Source organism: Pseudomonas sp. BIGb0278 (assembly GCF_024809895.1).
Classification (GTDB): Bacteria; Pseudomonadota; Gammaproteobacteria; order Pseudomonadales; family Pseudomonadaceae; genus Aquipseudomonas; species Aquipseudomonas shirazensis.
The window spans coordinates 774282-791423 of record NZ_JANUEL010000001.1; the positions used below are offsets into that span (position 1 = coordinate 774282).

A 17142-nucleotide genomic window follows, 5' to 3' on the forward strand; every position below is an offset into this window, starting at 1 on the left:
CGGATGAACCGGGCACGGCCAGCGCAGTGAGCCGTCGCCGGATGGGCAGGTGCAGGTCTTCGCTTCGATCAGGTCGGTCATGCTCGCCTACGCTCGGGGTTGCCGTAGATGTCGTACTCAGGCCGCGCCGGCGGGTACGCCTCTGCCGTCAGCGCTTGGTCTATGGCCGCGCGCAAGTTCTCGTTGTAGTTCTCACCGAGCACGCGCCGGTTTGGCCTGCCCATGTAGTGGCCGATGATCTCGATACCGATGCTGTAATCGCCGTCCATGCCATTTGAATGGCTTTCGAAGCTGACATCCCAGCAGCACGACTCCAGTGCGCTGAGTCGGTCCCGGTCGCGCCGCAGCTCGGCCAGCTCGTCGCTGGAGACGATGGTGAAATTGGTCTTTTTCTTACTCACAGCTCATACCTCTCATCAATCCAGCGCCCAGGCGCCAGTGCGGGTGTAGGTCCTGAATCTTTTTCGTGCGGGGAGAGCTGGCGCTCGTTGCAGGCCTGGTGGTTGCCGCCCGATATCTCTTGCGCCGACGGGCAGCCTTTACCGCAGTCTTGGGACCAGGAGGCTGACCCTGAGCAGTTGGTAAAGTAGCGAGTCCATCCGCCATCTAGAAAGCGGTAGACGGCGCAGCCATCAACGGCGAATAGCTTCTCTACTTTGAATCCGCTGATGACGGACGAGGTTGCTGGCGGTGTAGCCTCACGACAGCCCGCCAGGGTGGCCAGCAGCAGGAAGCAGAGGGCGAGGCGGGTAATGGCTTCAGCGCGCTTTTTGTAATCCGAAGATGACCGCGGTCGCGCAGGCTCTAGCAAACCTATAATATCCCGCGCAGCCGAATCACGAGGGATGAGTATGGATATCTGTTTCACTATAAATGAGGTGGATTGGGCGCTTACTAAAGATGTCTTTGGCATAGTCAGTACACTTGTTTCCGTTGTCGGTGTCGTGGCCGCAATTTGGTTTGGGCGGAAAGGATTGTCTGCATGGCGACAGCAGCTCAGGGGGAATTCCGATCATGCCCTTGCCATGGGGGTTCTAGTGGAATTGTATAAGTTTAGAGATTCAGTAGCTGCGGCTCGGGAGCCAATGTTTGGACCAGACTTTTTAAACTTCGGAGGACTTTTTTTATCTGCGGATGACAGGTTGCAGAACTACAATGGATTTTCTAAGGAATTAACAGCGAGAGATGATAGGGTTTCTGCAGCCAGAAGTAAGCTAGAGGCTGCAGCAGTGCCTTGTGAAGCTCCATGGAACGATTCGTTAAGAGAGCCGCTTGAAAAGCTTTTGAGCTTGCACAATCAACTGCATCGAGACTTTAGGAGGGTTTTGTTTGTGTCAAATCCTGAGGTTTCTCAAGAAGGTATTAATTTCTACGATAATTTATATGGTGCGTCGCACGTGGCGTTTAACGATGACAAAGAGCCGGCTTCAAGTTTCACTAAAGATTTTGCTCTCTCGTTACAACAGCTGGAGCTGCACCTCAAAGGCAAAATCGCCAAGTAGCAAGTGCTCTAAGTTAAGCGCAATCTAGTAGCGCTGCGATGATCCGTTGTCCGGCTAATGGTGGTACTGCGTTGCCGGCCATATGCATGGTCAGCCGGTGGCTGTCTGGGCGGAGGGTGTCAGGTGGGAACGACATTGCTGCCAGCGCCTCGCTAGCGCCGAGCATCCGCATGCGGTCCCCGTCGACCAGTGCCCAGCGGTCCAGTGTGGTGATGGTTCCGATCGGCCGGTTGATGTCGCGGCCGGTGGTGCCGGAGCCTTTGCCGTAGTAGGGCATGATGAATCGGTCGCCGAAGCGCTGGCGGCCATTGCGTACCCGGTCGAGCGTGGCCTGCGCGCGCCCGGGCTTCTCGATCGGCGACCAGCGACCGGCGTCGAAGTCGAGGAAGCTGGCTGCCGAAACATGCCGCTCTTGAGGCAGTTGAAGCATCAGCGGAGTCTTGCTGCGCGTCAGCACCATGAACAGGCGTCCCCGGTGCTGCGGCACTCCGAGGTCGGCACAGTCGACGATGTGCGGCGCCGCCTGATACCCCAGAGCCTGAACAGCCTGCAACCAAGCCGGGTAGAGCACCCAGTCGGTGAACTCCGGCACATTCTCGATCACTGCCGCCTGCGGCCGGTGGAACTCAAGGGCCGATACCGGCGCCCAGGCCGTCGAGCGCGATGCGTCGTGCTCAGGGTTGCCCGACTTCTTGCCGCGCGCCTTGGCGTGGCCCTGGCAGCAGGGGGAGGCAAGCAAGATGTCGTGCGCTGGCACTTGCTCCCAGCGGGCCTGGTGAAGGTCCTGGCAGACGTGCTGCGTATCGGGGTGATTGGCGCTGTGCCATTGAACGGCCTCTGGCCAGTGGTTTGCCGCCCAGAGAACCTGGACGCCTGCGGCGCGCGCGCCGGTGCTCCATCCGCCGAGGCCGGCGAACAGGTCAATTGCGGTAGTCATAGGGATATCGCCTACTGAAATGTAATGATCTAATGCCGCCGCTTTCAACGAAATACAGCAAACGGAGCTGAATTCCGAGATACCTAGCAGGAGTACAGGTTTGGACAGAGTGTGGTGTTATATTTTGGCTGCTGTAGCTGCAGTAGCGTCGGTGGTAGGGATCGTAATCTGGCGTTATGTCGATGCGTTCTCTACCCATGTGGTTGCCAATAATGAGATGTGGGGGCAGTTCGGCGACTATTTTGGCGGGGTTTTGAATCCTATTCTTTCGTTTTGTGCCTTTATAGCGCTCTTAATTACGTTTAGGCATCAAATTGACTCGGGAGAATTAGCCGATAAGCGCTACTTGGAGCAGCAGCGCGAGCAGCGGTTCTTCAATCTGCTTGATATGGTCGCTTCAAGTGCGAGGGGTGTTACATACACGCCTATACACTATGTCGATAAAAGCCTTAACGTTGTTTACGAGGGTAGAGCTGCTACTGAGGAAATGTGGAGTGTTTTTTGTAGTCGGGTATTGATCGGGGTGTCAGGTCAATTTGAGAGTGATATGCATAGATATCATGCGCTTGAAAGTAAGTATCGATTCCTGGGTAAGGAGTTTGCTGCGTGCTTTGAAGTTTATATAAGTTCGGTGGTTCTACTGCTAGAGTATGTTTCGCGTAATTCAAAATTAGGAGATGATTTCGAGAGATTTGCTATTGGTGTGATTAAGTCGCAGATGACAGAAGCTGAACGACTGCTTCTATATTACTTCTCGATCCTCAATGAGAGATTTGCAGTTCACTCGATACTTCTAAAGTACAAGGGATTTGGCGAAAATATTTTGCTGGAGGACCCCCTGAAAGAATGGCGGGACAGCCTACATAAATGCGCATTGGTCACAAGACATCTGCAGGCTCAAGATAACTCGGGTGCTGCAAGTCCGCCAGCATAAATCGGTTTGAATGAATCAACGCCTGTCGAAGTGTTATCGTTGAATAGGGGAAGGCGCTGGCGGGCATCGCGGGTCAGGCGGCTTTGCGTTGCTGGAGGATTTGCTGGCGCGCAGCATCAAGCTCGCTTGCCATGATCTCCATGGCGCCTTCCACCTGGTCGCCCTCATCGCTGAGCTTGAATCCGAGATGCAGGTACACGGTGCCCTCCAGCTCGAAGAACACCCCGCCACTGAGCCAGATCGTTCCCCAGTCCAGGCCAATGGCCTTCCATGTGTCATCGGCGCTGATTCGTGCCGGGCAGTGCTCGACCCACAACGCTTGCAGTCGAGCATGCTCCGCCTTGATCTCGGCCCGGACCGGTTTTTCGGTGCCTTTGGGTATCTTCGGGGCGTTGCGGAGCGACCGGTAGCCGTGGTCGTCAGGTCGGCACCAGTGGACATCCATCTCCTTGCTGGCGCTGATCTTGACGCCGCCGACGTACTTGTCGTTTCCGCTGTACATCGGTGAGCCTGGGCCGCCGAAGACCTCGGCGAGCTTCTCGCGCTTGAGGTGGAAAGCCTTGAGTTTTTCATCCCAGGCGCGCAGCGCGTCGAGCACAGCCGGGGAGGTGGTTTTGTAGTGGTAGCTGGTGCTCATGGCTTTCTCCATGCATTCGCCGCCCTCCGTGCTGGTGGCGGCATGGTGGCAATTTAGATGCATATGAGGTAAATAGGAGACCAGCATGCCGCTGGGCCCTACTATGGAAAAATTGAATGCAGCTGTTTCATTACACTGACGCTTCTGCGGTTAAGGCGATCCTAGAGTTTGGTAAGATGAGACTCACGGACATGAGATTCCTTAATGATTCAGAAGAGGTTTCCCATGCGACTAAGATGTTGCTCGCTGACTTGCAGAATGGAACTTTTCTTCATCGATTGAGCGAGGATTACGCTGAAACCTCAAGCGCACATGTATTAAATGGTTTGTCCGGGCTGTTGGAGAATAAGTTCTCTGGACATCCCCTATATTCAATGTCGTTCAGCGCGGCCCCAGACTTGCTTAGTCAATGGCGATCTTACGGGTCTTATGCCATAGAGATCAGCAAAGATAAATGGGATGTATTCCTGACGCGGTGCATATATGATGATAAGGAAGCAAAAAGCCGACTGTTTTCCAAAGCGGTGGAAGCATTAAGAGAAATCGGCAGGGATCAGCGCACATATGCCGGTGAGCTTAAATTTAGAGGCGCAGAAAGTTACATGGATTTGGTAAAGGTCCTGGCAAGCATAAAACACTCTGGATTCGCTGAGGAGAAGGAGTGGCGTTTACTTTTGGACTCCAGGTCAGAGCACGCAGATGTGGTTCAGTATCGTGTGAGAAGTGACATGTTGATTCCATTTATTGAAGTTGAATTGCCACTTGAGTGCGTGGATGCTATTCACGTCGGGCCGATGAGGTATCAAGATATGGCTTATGAGTCGATGCTTGAGTACGCTCAGCAGTTAGGCCATCTTAGAAGCTTGGAAAAGGCCATCAAAGTTGTTAAGTCTCCGATTCCCTACCGTCCAGCATAACGGAGTTGTATAAATTCCGGAGCGCGGCCGTGGCTGCCGATGTTCGATGCGACTCATCAATGATTCTGCTGTCAGGCAAGCTGTCCACTGACCATCAATGATGGCAATTTGGCTTGGTATGGGGTATTACGGGTGATCGGCATGGGGCCGGTCATAAGGAGATCGGAATGAGCTTCGAAAAATTCCTGCAGCACAACCTGGAAGACTTGCTGAAAGCTGGCGCATCGCTTGAGCTGAATGCAGCTGTGCGCCTGCAACACAACCTAGAAGATCTCGCCAAGTGCGCAAAGCGCGGCGGCGCAACCTTGACGTTGACGAACGCATCAGGAATTCTTCAGCACAACCTCATTAGCATCGCTCGCGCTGGTGAGGGGGCCGTGACTTTCAAGGACTAGCTGGCGGTATAGCCTCGTCGTCCGGGTCGCAGTGAAGTTCGGCCATGCTGGCTTCATTAAACTGGCGCGCCAGTTTTGGAGATATGTAAAAAGCTGGCGCGTCAGGTCGTTCAAGGCGACGCGCCCGCTCTTCAGGCTCCTGCGCAATCCACGACAAGGCCATGTCCTGCCACAGTTCCTGCACCTGCTTGTATCCGTGACGCTTGAGCTCGGCCGCGAACGCCTTCTTGATCCCAGCCGGCATCGTGATTGTCACCTCCTCGATGCCCAGCTTCTCGGCCTTTGCTTTCTCGCGGGCCCGGTAGTCCGCAGAGTGCTTCGAGGCTCCGGTATTCTGCTCGGCCATGGCCGATACCTCCCAAGCCGCTGGGCGGCAGATTGATGTGCTGCTGGCGCCGGCCGTGCCGGACGCGCGCGGTGATTCGTTTCATAGCTTTCGCTTCGCTTTCTTCTCTGCGGTCGTTGGGAAGCCCAGGTCGAACCCGCGCAGGATTCGGGGCAGCTGCTTTCTCCGATTGATACGTTGCCTGTCGCTCCTTCGAGCAGGCCTTGTGGTTGCCGTGGGCGCGACTACCGCCGCACTCGTCGCATACGTTGGATAAAGTGAACTGGGGCATGCCGACTCGGGGCCGGGAGTAGGAGCGGGGGATGGGCTTCATGCGGCCTCCGCGTTTTCTGTGGGCATGGGGATACCTTGTGTGAGACGATTATTTTTAGATTGGCTACTTCATGGACGGCGAAAAATATGATGGGTTCAAGCTCTGAACGGGAGTCTAGGGACTACAAGTTGGTATTAGCTCTTGGCGTGCTCGCGCTAACTGCACTATTTACAGTTTTCTACGCATACAGAACTCAATTTCCCGGTGATTTTTCTACCGAGTCAGGGGACTGGTCTGATTTTGGAAGTTACTTTGGTGGTGTTTTAGGGCCTATTGTTTCCGTGCTGACATTGATAACCGTCTTCAAAACAGTTCTGCTGCAAAGAGAGATGATTAGGATTCAGGATGATACTTTCAGGTCACAGGTGTCTCAAGCAGCTTCACTCGCAGCAGATGCGCAAAAGGCACGAGTCGATAATAGAAAGTCAGTTGTAATGGATATGATCGACAAGATTGAGCATTCAGTGGTTAGAGATATCGAGTCTAACTACCGAGCTAGTTTTGAAGCGATCAAGATTATGGACGGAATGACCAATCGTGATGAGATAGCGAGAATTGCAGAGGGTGTGGAGATACTCCAAGGCCAGGCAGGTATACTGAACGAGAGGAGAAATGCACTTCAGCGTTTGGTGTTCAGTGTTTCCATGAAGGCTTATACTGAAATTGAGGAAGTTGATGCTGATTTCCAAAGTGGTATGCGACAGATTCGCCCCGATCTTTTCGCTCCCGTGTAATTGATTAATCACCGCAGAAGCAGTCGATGTCTTCTGCCAAATAGTCAAAGTCAAAATCTACCTGCCTGGCGCGCTGATCGGCCGACCAGGCTAGCGAGCGGTAATTAGGGCGGTCCTTCCGGAACACCTGGCCGAACCGCTCTTCGGTACCAGACCACCAGATAACCCTGGACGGATCTTCCTGAATGGTCCTGATCAGCTTGGCCTCGTTCTTCTTCCAGCACAGGTCACAATTGCCGTAATCCGAATCCATGCCCAGGTCGAAAGGCTGATCGGCCCAGAAAGCCGCCACGTCCTCCTTGATGACGCCCGCGACGTAGGAGGGGCAGACGCTGTCCCACCGCGCGCTGCCGCGCTCATTGGCGGTCATCATCCGGCTGTAGCGCCGCGGTTCGTCGTAGCGGATGCCGACGATGCAATCCCATTCATCGTAGCCCAGGGCGCGCATGTGCTTCTCGCCGATCTTCACCTTCAAGTAGGCGGTGCACATGTTGTTGCTGAAGTTCGGCAGCACTGCAGGAAGGTTCTTCTCCGCCTTCCGGTAGTCCTCGTAATACTCGAGCATCATGGTGAAGGGCTCGCCGTTGCGGCTGGCTGTCTCGAAGTCGACGATCTTGTACCAGGGCGCGTCGTCCGGCTGGCCGTATACCCGGCACCACTCCATCCAGACGATGTTAACGCCCCAGTGCTTGGCCATGGCTTCGATGAAGACCAGCGTCTCCTCGCGCTCCTTGCCGGTGTTCTGGAAGAAGGCGTGCACATCTGCCGGGAGCTTGCCGCCGTTGGCCTCTAGGATTTTCCAGAGCATGTGCCCGCTGGTCCGGCCACCACTGACGCCGATCTGCGCCGGCCCATTGATCTGGTAGGGGTTCATGGCATTCTCCATTGCAGGCGCCGCCCTCTCAGGGGGGCGTTCATCGTTGAGAAAGGGATATCTTTGCCGCTTACCAAGCACGGTCAGCGTTTAAGAGATTTCGGAAGCGTTTAAATTGCTGTAAAAAGATCGTATTATGCAACATTAGGTATTAATTTTGCTGCATGGAGCTAGCATGCCTTCTTTTGCATCTATAAATGAAACTAAAACATATAGCGATGTTGCTGAGTCCGTACTTGTTGCTAAGGGTGTTCTGTCAAGTCTCGAGATAGTCGTCGGTCAGTCGAGTGTTTTGCATAAGATATTTCAGGATGCAATTAAAGTGGCAGCGCTTTGGGAGGAGGGGGAAGAGAAGCTAGATTTCAAGATGGCCCTCAATCTACTTTATGCGGATATAATTAACTCGGCTATAATAAATCTAAAGGATGATCCGGGGGTACGCAATCCGCTGATTCATATGGCTAAAAGCGATATGGCAAGAGGAAGTCGATCTCTATCGCGGGGGAAAGACGCGCTATGGGAGCTGGCCCTCGCGGATTCTATGCGTAAGGCAGCGATTACATCTCGGCTTATTGATCCTCCAGACATAATTGCTGATATGAGCTTTGGTTCCTACTCCATAGCGTGCAAAAAAGTCTATTCGGACAAAAATGTTGATACTCAGTTAAAAAAAGGAGTTCGGCAAGTGATTGAGTCTGGAGGCAATGGTATCGTGGCCTTTAATTTAGATGATCTCACTCCGGCAGATACAATTCTGTCGCAGGCCGATGCGGAAGCTAGTTTAAGAAGGCTGTCGCGTTTTAATGACGAATTTATTGAACGGCACCGCTGGGCGCTCCAGGGCGCAGTTAAGGCTAAGAAGATCGATGGCGTTCTTGTATCGACATCAGTTCCGGCGGATATTCATACTGATGCGCGAAGACTGAATAATGTCACGCAGTATACATTCTGGACTTTGAAGGGTGAAACAAAAGGCAGTCAACGTATAAATGAGTTTGTGCAGATATTGGCAAACAATCGTCGTTAAACCCTCCTAAATTCTCTGAATGCCCAGGCGCCGTGATTGAACAGCGAGGCTCGAGTTGGCGAGCAGCACCGGAGGGTCAGGGGCAGTTGTTCGCGCCGCAGTTTGGGCAATTGTTCAGGAATCGGCCATCCCAGCTGATGAAGCGTCCGCAGCCGGAGCAGTTGAGCATCGGCTCGCGGCGCTTGGCGACTGTGGGCGGGCTGGGCATCTTCAAGCCGGCCACGCGCAGGGCCAGCTTATGATCGACGTTCTGGCGATGTACTAGGCGCCGGCGGATCTTCTCGATGTAGGCCGCCGGCCAGAATACTCGCTTGCCCTGGCCGGCGTGGTGGGCATATGTGAACTGGGCGTTTTCCAGAACCATGCTGATGGCCTGTTGCAGGTTCTCGGTCAACTTGCCGCGTTGCTCACTGACCCAGTAGACATCGTTCCCGTTCCAGTCGCCTGGCACGTGCACGTAGACGCGGGCGCCGGGCTGTAGCCCCGCTATGCGCTTGTCCTCCTCCATCAGTTGGCAGTCGACGCCGTAATGCGCCCTGGCATCGATGTACTCCTTCGGCCAGGGGATATCCGTGTCACGGTGGAGGCATGCCTCCTCAAAAGTGAACAGCTCAGCCTGGTCCAGGTTGGTCACGTAGCCCCGGCCTTCCTTCGCCCAGAACGTCATGCCGTCACCCACATGGCTTTTACTGTCCTGCAGGTAGAACTGAGTCATGGCTTTCTCCATGCATGCGCCGCCCTCCGTGGCCGGATGCGGCATGGTGGCAATTTGGTTGGGGATGAGGTATTCGTATGCCTTTGTTACCAAAGGAAATTATCGTGGCGGATTTTGTTCACAAAGGAAACGTGGTAGTTCAAGCAGCAACAGTGGCTATTCATCTTCAGCAATTGGAGGATGAGGGCTTCATCACTAGCGTCCAGCCAAATTATCCACTGGCAATGCACGACGGCCAGCTTGCCGACTACTGTGAACACCTCAACTCTGAGGTGGGCGAGGAGGATGCATTTGGCAGCAGCTGGATCTGCACTCGTGTTGGGGCCTTTTTGACCATCTATCGCCTGGATGGTGAGTCTGGAGACCTTGGGAGAAAAGCCATCAATGATGCTGCGGATGCTTTAGCTCTTGCTGAAGGGTCTAGGCGCGACTGGTAATGGTATTTGGTGCAAATACCTCATCACCCGGGTCCTGCTGAATCATATGCTCTTACGGCTTCAGCTTCGCGCCACGACGGACTGTTGGTGTCGTGACGCGAGTCTAAAGTTATTTCGCGTCGAAGGTACCGAGGGACAGAGCAGCATCAGTCCCTACCTTTTCTTCAAGCACCGCCTTGAACTCTTGCGCGATGGCTTCGCGCTGCGCCTCCTCTCCGAGCCAGCGAAGTTTCAGCACAGGTTGCGAGCCGCTGGTGATCACAGACACGCGCAAGCGGATCACTTGCTCGCCAAGGCCTTCGAACGGGATGACCTTGAAGTCCAGCCATGCCGGCAAGGTCTCCTTGCTGCTGGCCTCGATTGCATCCATGGTGCTGCGGCTTGCGCGAGTTTCGGTGACGGCGTGATCGCTTTCGGACGAGGCCTTGACGGTGATGGTGCGCACTGCGGCGATGGCCTTCGCGATCGACATGGTGGCGCCACTCTCATCGGTCGCAGTCAGGTGCTGGTTCCAGTCTTCGATCCAGTCGCTCATCGCTTTCTGGGCCAGGCTTTGGCCGCACACGGCTTGCACTGCAGCAAATGCCGCCGAGGCTTTCAGGCGCAGCACCGCGCGGTCGTCGGCGTGGCCGGGCTGGCCGGGAGTGCCGATGTTGAACAGGGCAATGCAGCTCATGGCGTCTTGATCGATAAAGCCGCGGGCGTCCGGAGCGGATCGCTCAACCACATAGGCGCTGAAGTCGGCCAGCGAATGGGTAGAGTAGGTGCCACGGAAGCGGTTCCGGCCTTCCTGGTAGCGTTCCAGATCGACCACGTTGAAGTTCTGCGGGACCACTACGACCGGTCCCAGCGCAGGCAGGTCACGGCCGACTGCGGCGATGGCGGTTTCTTGAATTAGTTCGAGAGTTTCTTTGGTGAGTGACATGCGTAGGTTCCTTGCTGTGGGAGGGATCAGGTGCGCGGGTGGACCGGTGCTTCATCGCGGGTGAACAGCTGGTCGTGCTTTTCGGGGAACAGCGAGATGTTGCCGCCGGTGCCGACATACATCGGCGTGTCGAGGCTGGTGTTCTCGCTGCGGGTACCGCGCTTGGTCGGCACCTTGTAGTCGAGCTTGTGTTTGATCTTCACCTGGTGGGAGTCGCCGATCTGGCTGAAGTCCAGGGTAATGGTGATCTTGCCGGCCTTGCCGTGGTCGACTACGCCAGCCGCTACTTCCGACAGGGCGTGGCCGATCTGGCTAGCGAATGCACCACCGTTGAGCTCTTGCAGGAACTCGGTGGTATCAGTTGGTTTGGACATTGAGGCGTCTCCTGATGGGCGATGCCGCTTGGCGGCAGATTGATGTGCTGCTGGCGACGGCCGTGCCGAACGCGCGCGGTGATGCGTTTCATAGCTTTCGATTCGCCTTCTTCTCGGCGGTCGTTGGGAAAGTGAGATTGAATTCCCGCAGGATTCGAGATAGCTGCTTGTAGGAGATCCCCAGCAGCTCGACGGCGTCTTTCCTTTTCAGGCCCGCGTCGCGGTAGGCAACGAGCTTCTCGGCCTTTCTCCTGTCCTCAACGGGGTCGCTGAGCTTTCTGCCGAGGTTGCCCTTTCCCCGCCGGGGGTCAGGCTGGAATTTGAAGCCTCCGTCAGCGGCATAGCGCACCAGAACGCCCTGGCAGATGCCTGTGTGAGCCATTGCCTGGGCATAGGTCATCGTTTTGGCCAGCTCGCGAATCTCTGCAATTCGCTTGAGGCGCGCCGCTGTCTTCTTGTTGACTGGCTTACGGGAAGCATCGCCGAGCTGACCTGGTTCGCGGCGGGCGGGCAGCGGCACATGACCGGGGCCAGGCAGTACCTCCACTGTTCCGCCATGGACGATGAAGCTATCGACGCTCGAACTCAGCCAGTCGCGAGCGATCTGGCGCTGATCCGGAATGTTTTGGCCAATCACTGCAGGCCTCTCTTGCTGGCGGCGCCGGCCTCCATCGCTGAGGCGAAGCGCAGAGCGGCCTGATAGCTGAATGCGAAGCCCAGCACCGAGTCGGTGGCCATGTCGACCACATCCCAAGCCGGTCCTTTGCTGACCACCTGGTAGCTCGGCGCGCCGATCTTCGCACGGGTCTCAGCCCGCAGCGTGCGGCTGTACTCGAGCAGAGCCGCGAGCACAGCCAGCTTTTCCTGAAACGCAGGATGCATGATGGTTTGCATGGGTGTTCCTCGGTGGGTCAGGCGTGAAGTTCGAAGGCCTCAGCCCTGCGAACGATTCGAACTTGGGCGGTGCGCCGCTCGGGCGCTCGGCGATCGCGGCGAATAGGGTCGCCGTCGTTTACTGCTGAGTGCATGGCCATGATCCCGACCAGCAGGATGCAGAGCGGGCTGATGATCTGTTGGCGCATTGCCTTGGTGACAGCTTCGATGCGCCTGCCGGCTTCCAGCTTGAACAGCGCGGCCTCAATGCGGTTAGCCACGGTGCCCGGGCTGACCGCCATCTGGCGGGCGATCTCTTTGGTGGTGAGGCCTTGGGCCACCCACAGGATTGCTTCGAGCTCGCGGGGAGCCAGCGCCTTGCCGAGCTGGCCAATCCATGAGCCGCAGGTGATCGTTTCCATGAAGTGTCCTCGGTGGGCTGCATTGGTCGTGACGCTCGCTGCCGTGAGCCTCCCGGACCAAGGGGAGGGCGAGCGCCACGACAGATGCAGCCTGGTGATGGGGAACCAGGTGGATCGGGCAGTTAACGTCAGGCTGACGCGGTGCTGGTGTTCAGATGACGGCCGTCAGTGTTCTCGACCCATCTGCGTGCTCTGTGGTCAGGTGCATCACGGAGCAGTGATGGCTGCGGGCTTGGATGACCTGCGCGGCCTCAGCGAAGCGCTTGTTGGGCTTCGCCTCACCATCCGGCAAGTGGGTGGTACAGGTGAGACTGGAGCAGTCCTCGCCGTTTGGCCCTTCGCCATCGTGAGCAATATCGAAGCTCGCAACCATCGCGATGCCGTGCTCACGGGTAATGGCGATGATCTGCTGCATCAGCGGGCTGATCTTCTCGTCGTAGGCCTGTTCTTTGTTCATGGTGCTGATCCTCGGTTGATTTCCCGTCTGGCCCTGTTGCCAAGGCCAGCCAGTGAAATCTTGCTTCCGCCCCATGCCGTTGCCGCGGCTATCCCCACCTGGCCGGGTCACACATTTCGTATTCGGTGTTCTTCCCGGCTGGCTGCATGGTTTGGCGTCCTCCGATGGCGGAGTCCGGCAGCTATCCAGAGGCTGCATGGTCGACGACTTAGCTTGTCCCGACCCAGGTGATGGCTTGGGTGCGTCGAGGTGGTCACGTCTGGTTGTGTAAAGAGCGTTGAGCCGTCCGGGCCTCTGCAATCTAAGAGTGACTGCATGCGGTTAAATTTAGCCTTACGCTAAAATTCAGTCAATAGCTCAGAGCTAAATTATTTTCGCTGGGTAGTAAATTGCTCTGGAGAGAAATTCCGATTTGGGGCTTTACGCTCGATTTAGCAGTGAGATAAGCTTCCTCAAGTACTGTACGAATATACAGCTTTCAAGGAGGGAATATGGCTAAACAGAAGATGTCGACACCGCAGCAGCCTCAGGAAATGACGGGCCTAGAGCGGTTAGGTCTGAGGGTTTCATCGATGCTTAATCATCCGGTGGCACAAACACAGCGCTGGGTAACGATCCATCGCCTCGAGACGGATGGGCCGGCGGACTGGGAGGAGGTGATGGGACTGCTGGCCGAGACGCCAGAGCTGGATTTGACGTTCAGCGACAACGGAAGCGTCACGGTGAGGTGGGAGCGAAGCGCCCTTCAGGAGCGCGACGACTTCATAATTGAGGAGGGCAGCGAGGTTAAGTTGGCGGAGGAGGCTCCATTCTGAAGCTCAATGCAAAAGCCCGCCAGTAAGGCGGGCTTTCATGCTACTAGAGGTTTCAAAGCGAACCAGTTTTTCGCTGATTTTCTTCAGCTTCGCACGTGGGTTCGTTAGCAAAAGAATATTGAGCCACTATGTAGCCTTTATCAGTGCTTTGAGCGCGGGCAACCATGGTGATGCTTTTTACGTCACTTTTAAGAGGCGCTGACTGAGTCGATTTCCATTCTGCAATCAGCGAGCGGTCCTTCTTTCGTAATGACATCATCCAGTCTCGAGAGTCCTTCCAGATACTCCCTGGCATAAGAGCATCGAGCACCTGGGGTTTTCCATAGACGGTGGTCAGTGCCGATTGCAGGCCATCGAACGCGTCGCGCAACTGGTGCCCGTAATCGTTGGTATTGACTGTTTTACCTACAGCGCGGATCTCGCACAGCCCGACCGTTGGGGAAATGACAAGACCATATTGTTCAAAGGCGTCGTTGGGTTTGGGTGGAGAATCTAGCATGTAGAGGCTCTGAGCTTCATCTGCTACGGTAAGCAGCTGCCCGGTCATTCTCTCAATCAGATCTTTACTCAATCCGGCCTCTAGGCCAAAAGGTCCACTGCCTGCAGGTAATTCAGGGGCTTGCTTCCCCGCGGATGAAAGCGTCGAGCTCTCCTGAGCGCTGGGCGCGGCCTCAGCAGTAGCGGGCAGCGCCTGCGCTGCAGGCATTGGAAGACTCAAACCGTATTTCGCAACTAGGTACCTCTGCTGCAGCATTGCAAGCGTTTGCTCTTTGGTGGCCACGGCTGCAGCTTTCATCACACCGACTAATCCTCCGTTCACGGCCGCATCGGTTCGTGCTTTAACCAGATCGTCGTTCAAGACTGAGATTTCTGTCTCAATTTTTTTAGCCAGCTCCGGGTCAGCACTGCTGACCTGTATGACTTGTTTAATGGGGGATCCGGATTGGAGAGCATTGAGGCGCTGCTCCAGTAAGCCCACATTGGTCCCGAGTATTTCGACACGGATGCCAACTAGGGCTTTCATAAGCCCACCCGACAGCGTTGCATCCTTTGCTTTCGCGTCACTGAGTTCTGATTGGGTCGCTTTTAGCTCTGTGCGAAGGCTGTCAACGAGCGCCTTCTCTTCAGGGCTCAATTCATTCTTGAAGCAACCAGATGTTATGCTTATAGCTAAAAGCAGTAATGCGGCACTTACCCTGCGCATGACAATCTCCGTGAAAAAATCAATCCTACCACTATGGCTATAAGCTATCACTAGACATAAAAGCCCACCTTAGCGGGCTCGCTCTTCAAGCATGCTTCAAACCAAATGAGCATTCCATACGAGAAGCACCCGAGCCTGGATATAGGTCTCATCCCGGCGAATCATCCGATCCTTATGCTTAGGATTGTCCGAGATCATCTCAAAGTACTCCTCGTCCGCTATCTGCAGCCGCTTTATGTACTCATAACCACCCCAGGAGAAGTAATAAATTCCGTCGCCGATGAAATCCCGGATGCTGACATCGACTATCAGCGGGTCGCGGTTCTTGATCGTCGGCGCCATGGACTGTCCCCATCCAGTAACGAGCTTCAGGTGGTAGTGCTCTTTAAACTCCACGCCCAGTTCACGCAGATGCCTAGGGCTGACGCGTACGTCCTGCAGCATCTCGGGAAAATCATGGGTTTGTTCACCTCCACCCATGGCGCCACGCACATCGTAGTGGGCAATCCACACCTCGTCGCCCACCAGCCCAGGCCGATTGAGATCTGCCTTCAAGATTCCGCGATCGCCGCAGTCCGCTGCACTAGATGGCTCTTCAGCCGCCGCAAGCAACCGTTGCCGCGTTTCTTCGGAAATGCCTTTACCGCTTTTGGCGAGCATTTGCTTGACCAAGTCAGCGGCTGAAAGCCTGCTGTCCGGAGCTTCAGAATGGAGTGGAGGTTCTTCAGTTGCAGGGATCGAATCGAACCAGCCTCTCGGCAAGCCCTCGACCTCCTCAATTCTCCTGGCCACGTCATCGCCTAAATTCTTCGCCGTCTTGGCCGAAAGTATCTGGCTCAAATGGGCAGGGGCCATCCCCCAGCGCTCTGCGCAGGATCCTTTCCTTTGGTTGCCGATCAGCCTGACCAGGTTGCTCTTGCGAATCTCGTAGATATCCATGGAGCGAAGAATGCCAGTGTTTAGCTTTCTGCTAAATGTGCGCAAAGCTAAAATCTCCTTGCTTAGAAATTAGCCATGAGCTAAATTTTGATTTATGTGTAAGGAGAACCCTCATGAATGATCACCTCCGTGATTGGTTGGGCGGCGCCACGAGTGAGCGGCGGCAGCAGGTAGCTTCTAGCGCAAACACCACCGTCGGCCACCTTTGGCAGCTGGCAGGGGGGCATCGAAAGGCATCTGCCGACCTCGCTGAGCGACTTCAGGATGCATCAGGCGGCGAGATAAAAATCGCCGGATTGCGCCCTGATCTCATCCCGTTTGCCCGCAAAGCGCTCAATGGCGTCGTGTAGTCCATAAGCCGATGGGTCGCGCGGATTAGCGTGTTGAGTCGCGGACTTGTTGCAATTGAACGGCTGACCGCGAAACCAATTATTCGTCTACTCGCGTCGCGCCAGTAGATGACCAAAACACCTGTGAATGTAACCAGTAGGAGAGAGTGGATGGACAGGATTTCACAGGGACAAGCAGTGCTGGTCATGATGGCTGGCCGCTGTTCGCAGCTGAGTACCGAGTTGATCCCTTCGATTACCGGTCTTGAGCTTCCGTTTTTTTGGCTTGAGCTTTGGACTGGGGCTGGCGGGACGAGTGAGCTGCTGGGATATGCGAAGTTCGAACGCTCAGAAGCCAGCAGCCCAAGGTGCGTTACGGAAGGAACTTACCAACTAGCGCAACTGCTCCAGGCAAACGCTCCAGTCCCTCATCCAATAGTTTCAGTGTCAGGTGTTTTATGGCCTCGGCGGAGAGTCCTTTCAGACCTTGCACGAGGCGACTCTTCTCTTCGGGCGCAGTGTCACTCTCAAGGATTTTCCTTTCCAGGAGCTCACGGAGGGTGTCCTCGTGAATCTTGATTGTAACCGTGCCGAGAATGGCGCTCAGGCCGCCGTCATCGGCAATGAAATCCATCCCTGCCTCAGTGCAGCACATACCCGAAACATTGAAGAGGATGTCGCCGCCCATCCCAATTTGGACAGCCTCTTTCAACAGGCCATGCTGGTGAAGGTATACCAGGTTTGCCGCGAGCAACTGCTCTTCGAGCGCATCAAAATCCGCGTCCCACTCTTCCATAGGCAGTGCGCGAGGGTAGTGGGCTGCGCAGGCGTTAAGAATGCGCTTTTGAAGGTCTCTGTCCAGCTTCATATGTCCGGCCTCCGATCGGCTTTTCGTGTGGAAGCAAAAAGCTACCACGGATGCGCCGGACACCAATAACGCCCGAACTGCGGGCATAAAAAAACCGCCTGGCAGGGCGGTCTTCTGAAACAACTACGAGGTCGATTATGCAGTCCGCAATCGATACAGGCAATACCC

Annotated in this window: 25 protein-coding genes; 9 read left to right on the forward strand and 16 right to left on the reverse strand. The window is 55.4% G+C overall.

From position 1 onward, the window contains the following. Positions 1 to 77: 77 nt before the first annotated feature. Positions 78 to 401: a hypothetical protein gene (locus M2396_RS03475; RefSeq protein ID WP_259073154.1), complete on the reverse strand. Its 324-nt coding sequence runs from the start codon at positions 399 to 401 to the stop codon at positions 78 to 80. Further along, positions 398 to 754 carry a hypothetical protein gene (locus M2396_RS24160; protein WP_310504228.1) on the reverse strand — a complete coding sequence of 119 codons (357 nt, stop codon included), beginning with the start codon at positions 752 to 754 and terminating at the stop codon, positions 398 to 400. Before M2396_RS24160 ends, M2396_RS03475 begins: the two co-directional genes overlap by 4 nt. A 97-nt stretch (positions 755 to 851) precedes the next feature. On the opposite strand from M2396_RS24160, the gene M2396_RS03480 reads away from it, so the two are divergent. Further along, positions 852 to 1502: a hypothetical protein gene (locus tag M2396_RS03480; protein WP_259073155.1), complete on the forward strand. Its 651-nt coding sequence runs from the start codon at positions 852 to 854 to the stop codon at positions 1500 to 1502. Positions 1503 to 1515: 13 nt separating this feature from the next. On the opposite strand, the gene M2396_RS03485 is transcribed toward M2396_RS03480, so the two are convergent. Then, the gene (locus M2396_RS03485) at positions 1516 to 2439 is read right to left on the reverse strand and encodes a DNA cytosine methyltransferase (RefSeq protein WP_259073157.1); all 924 of its coding nucleotides are present in this window, start codon (positions 2437 to 2439) and stop codon (positions 1516 to 1518) included. A gap of 100 nt (positions 2440 to 2539) precedes the next feature. Between M2396_RS03485 and M2396_RS03490 the strand changes: the two genes are divergently transcribed. Further along, on the forward strand, positions 2540 to 3373 hold the full coding sequence (locus M2396_RS03490) for a hypothetical protein (protein WP_259073158.1): 834 nt from the start codon (positions 2540 to 2542) through the stop codon (positions 3371 to 3373). A gap of 73 nt (positions 3374 to 3446) precedes the next feature. Here M2396_RS03490 and M2396_RS03495 read toward each other — a convergent pair whose 3' ends face one another. Continuing rightward, a complete protein-coding gene (locus M2396_RS03495) occupies positions 3447 to 4010 on the reverse strand; it encodes a hypothetical protein (protein WP_259073160.1) in 564 nt (187 codons plus the stop codon). Positions 4011 to 4126: 116 nt separating this feature from the next. Between M2396_RS03495 and M2396_RS03500 the strand changes: the two genes are divergently transcribed. Together M2396_RS03500 and M2396_RS03505 are read left to right on the forward strand one after the other, a co-directional pair. Then, positions 4127 to 4927: a DUF2971 domain-containing protein gene (locus tag M2396_RS03500; protein ID WP_259073161.1), complete on the forward strand. Its 801-nt coding sequence runs from the start codon at positions 4127 to 4129 to the stop codon at positions 4925 to 4927. 167 nt (positions 4928 to 5094) lie between these two features. Continuing rightward, positions 5095 to 5322 carry a hypothetical protein gene (locus M2396_RS03505; protein ID WP_259073163.1) on the forward strand — a complete coding sequence of 76 codons (228 nt, stop codon included), beginning with the start codon at positions 5095 to 5097 and terminating at the stop codon, positions 5320 to 5322. On the opposite strand, the gene M2396_RS03510 is transcribed toward M2396_RS03505, so the two are convergent. Next, the gene (locus M2396_RS03510) at positions 5312 to 5668 is read right to left on the reverse strand and encodes a hypothetical protein (RefSeq protein ID WP_259073164.1); all 357 of its coding nucleotides are present in this window, start codon (positions 5666 to 5668) and stop codon (positions 5312 to 5314) included. The genes M2396_RS03505 and M2396_RS03510 overlap by 11 nt on opposite strands. Positions 5669 to 6016: 348 nt before the next feature. Here M2396_RS03510 and M2396_RS03515 point away from each other — a divergent pair, with 348 nt between their 5' ends. Then, positions 6017 to 6715: a hypothetical protein gene (locus tag M2396_RS03515; RefSeq protein ID WP_259073166.1), complete on the forward strand. Its 699-nt coding sequence runs from the start codon at positions 6017 to 6019 to the stop codon at positions 6713 to 6715. A gap of 4 nt (positions 6716 to 6719) precedes the next feature. Here M2396_RS03515 and M2396_RS03520 read toward each other — a convergent pair whose 3' ends face one another. Then, the gene (locus M2396_RS03520; RefSeq protein WP_259073168.1) at positions 6720 to 7589 is read right to left on the reverse strand and encodes a hypothetical protein; all 870 of its coding nucleotides are present in this window, start codon (positions 7587 to 7589) and stop codon (positions 6720 to 6722) included. A gap of 175 nt (positions 7590 to 7764) precedes the next feature. On the opposite strand from M2396_RS03520, the gene M2396_RS03525 reads away from it, so the two are divergent. Beyond that, positions 7765 to 8616: a hypothetical protein gene (locus M2396_RS03525; protein ID WP_259073170.1), complete on the forward strand. Its 852-nt coding sequence runs from the start codon at positions 7765 to 7767 to the stop codon at positions 8614 to 8616. A 76-nt stretch (positions 8617 to 8692) separates the two neighbouring features. On the opposite strand, the gene M2396_RS03530 is transcribed toward M2396_RS03525, so the two are convergent. Then, complete coding sequence (locus tag M2396_RS03530) at positions 8693 to 9331, reverse strand: hypothetical protein (RefSeq protein ID WP_259073172.1); 639 nt, start codon at positions 9329 to 9331, stop codon at positions 8693 to 8695. A gap of 77 nt (positions 9332 to 9408) precedes the next feature. On the opposite strand from M2396_RS03530, the gene M2396_RS03535 reads away from it, so the two are divergent. Beyond that, the gene (locus tag M2396_RS03535) at positions 9409 to 9768 is read left to right on the forward strand and encodes a hypothetical protein (protein ID WP_259073173.1); all 360 of its coding nucleotides are present in this window, start codon (positions 9409 to 9411) and stop codon (positions 9766 to 9768) included. Between the two features lie 109 nt (positions 9769 to 9877). On the opposite strand, the gene M2396_RS03540 is transcribed toward M2396_RS03535, so the two are convergent. From M2396_RS03540 to M2396_RS03565, 6 genes are all read right to left on the reverse strand, one after another. After that, entirely contained in the window at positions 9878 to 10693 is an 816-nt protein-coding gene (locus tag M2396_RS03540) for a YfdQ family protein (protein ID WP_259073174.1), read from the reverse strand. Positions 10694 to 10719: 26 nt separating this feature from the next. After that, on the reverse strand, positions 10720 to 11067 hold the full coding sequence (locus tag M2396_RS03545; protein ID WP_181106607.1) for a hypothetical protein: 348 nt from the start codon (positions 11065 to 11067) through the stop codon (positions 10720 to 10722). A gap of 88 nt (positions 11068 to 11155) precedes the next feature. After that, the gene (locus M2396_RS03550; RefSeq protein ID WP_259073176.1) at positions 11156 to 11704 is read right to left on the reverse strand and encodes a helix-turn-helix domain-containing protein; all 549 of its coding nucleotides are present in this window, start codon (positions 11702 to 11704) and stop codon (positions 11156 to 11158) included. Further along, positions 11701 to 11961: a hypothetical protein gene (locus M2396_RS03555; RefSeq protein WP_259073177.1), complete on the reverse strand. Its 261-nt coding sequence runs from the start codon at positions 11959 to 11961 to the stop codon at positions 11701 to 11703. Before M2396_RS03555 ends, M2396_RS03550 begins: the two co-directional genes overlap by 4 nt. Before the next feature lie 17 nt (positions 11962 to 11978). Beyond that, positions 11979 to 12362, reverse strand: a complete 384-nt coding sequence (locus tag M2396_RS03560; RefSeq protein WP_103437451.1) for a response regulator transcription factor — start codon at positions 12360 to 12362, stop codon at positions 11979 to 11981. 151 nt (positions 12363 to 12513) lie between these two features. Continuing rightward, positions 12514 to 12819 (reverse strand): hypothetical protein, encoded by a 306-nt coding sequence (locus tag M2396_RS03565; protein ID WP_259073179.1) that lies wholly within the window; start codon positions 12817 to 12819, stop codon positions 12514 to 12516. 491 nt (positions 12820 to 13310) lie between these two features. Here M2396_RS03565 and M2396_RS03570 point away from each other — a divergent pair, with 491 nt between their 5' ends. Then, complete coding sequence (locus M2396_RS03570) at positions 13311 to 13634, forward strand: DUF1654 domain-containing protein (RefSeq protein ID WP_259073181.1); 324 nt, start codon at positions 13311 to 13313, stop codon at positions 13632 to 13634. 52 nt (positions 13635 to 13686) lie between these two features. On the opposite strand, the gene M2396_RS03575 is transcribed toward M2396_RS03570, so the two are convergent. Both M2396_RS03575 and M2396_RS03580 read right to left on the reverse strand, forming a co-directional pair. Then, the gene (locus M2396_RS03575; RefSeq protein WP_259073183.1) at positions 13687 to 14838 is read right to left on the reverse strand and encodes a hypothetical protein; all 1152 of its coding nucleotides are present in this window, start codon (positions 14836 to 14838) and stop codon (positions 13687 to 13689) included. Positions 14839 to 14934: 96 nt separating this feature from the next. Continuing rightward, on the reverse strand, positions 14935 to 15777 hold the full coding sequence (locus tag M2396_RS03580; protein ID WP_259073185.1) for a S24 family peptidase: 843 nt from the start codon (positions 15775 to 15777) through the stop codon (positions 14935 to 14937). A gap of 113 nt (positions 15778 to 15890) precedes the next feature. Between M2396_RS03580 and M2396_RS03585 the strand changes: the two genes are divergently transcribed. Further along, positions 15891 to 16127: a hypothetical protein gene (locus M2396_RS03585; protein ID WP_259073187.1), complete on the forward strand. Its 237-nt coding sequence runs from the start codon at positions 15891 to 15893 to the stop codon at positions 16125 to 16127. A gap of 352 nt (positions 16128 to 16479) precedes the next feature. Here the strand turns inward: M2396_RS03585 and M2396_RS03590 are convergent, their stop codons facing one another. Then, entirely contained in the window at positions 16480 to 16974 is a 495-nt protein-coding gene (locus M2396_RS03590; RefSeq protein ID WP_259073188.1) for a hypothetical protein, read from the reverse strand. Positions 16975 to 17142 lie beyond the last annotated feature (168 nt).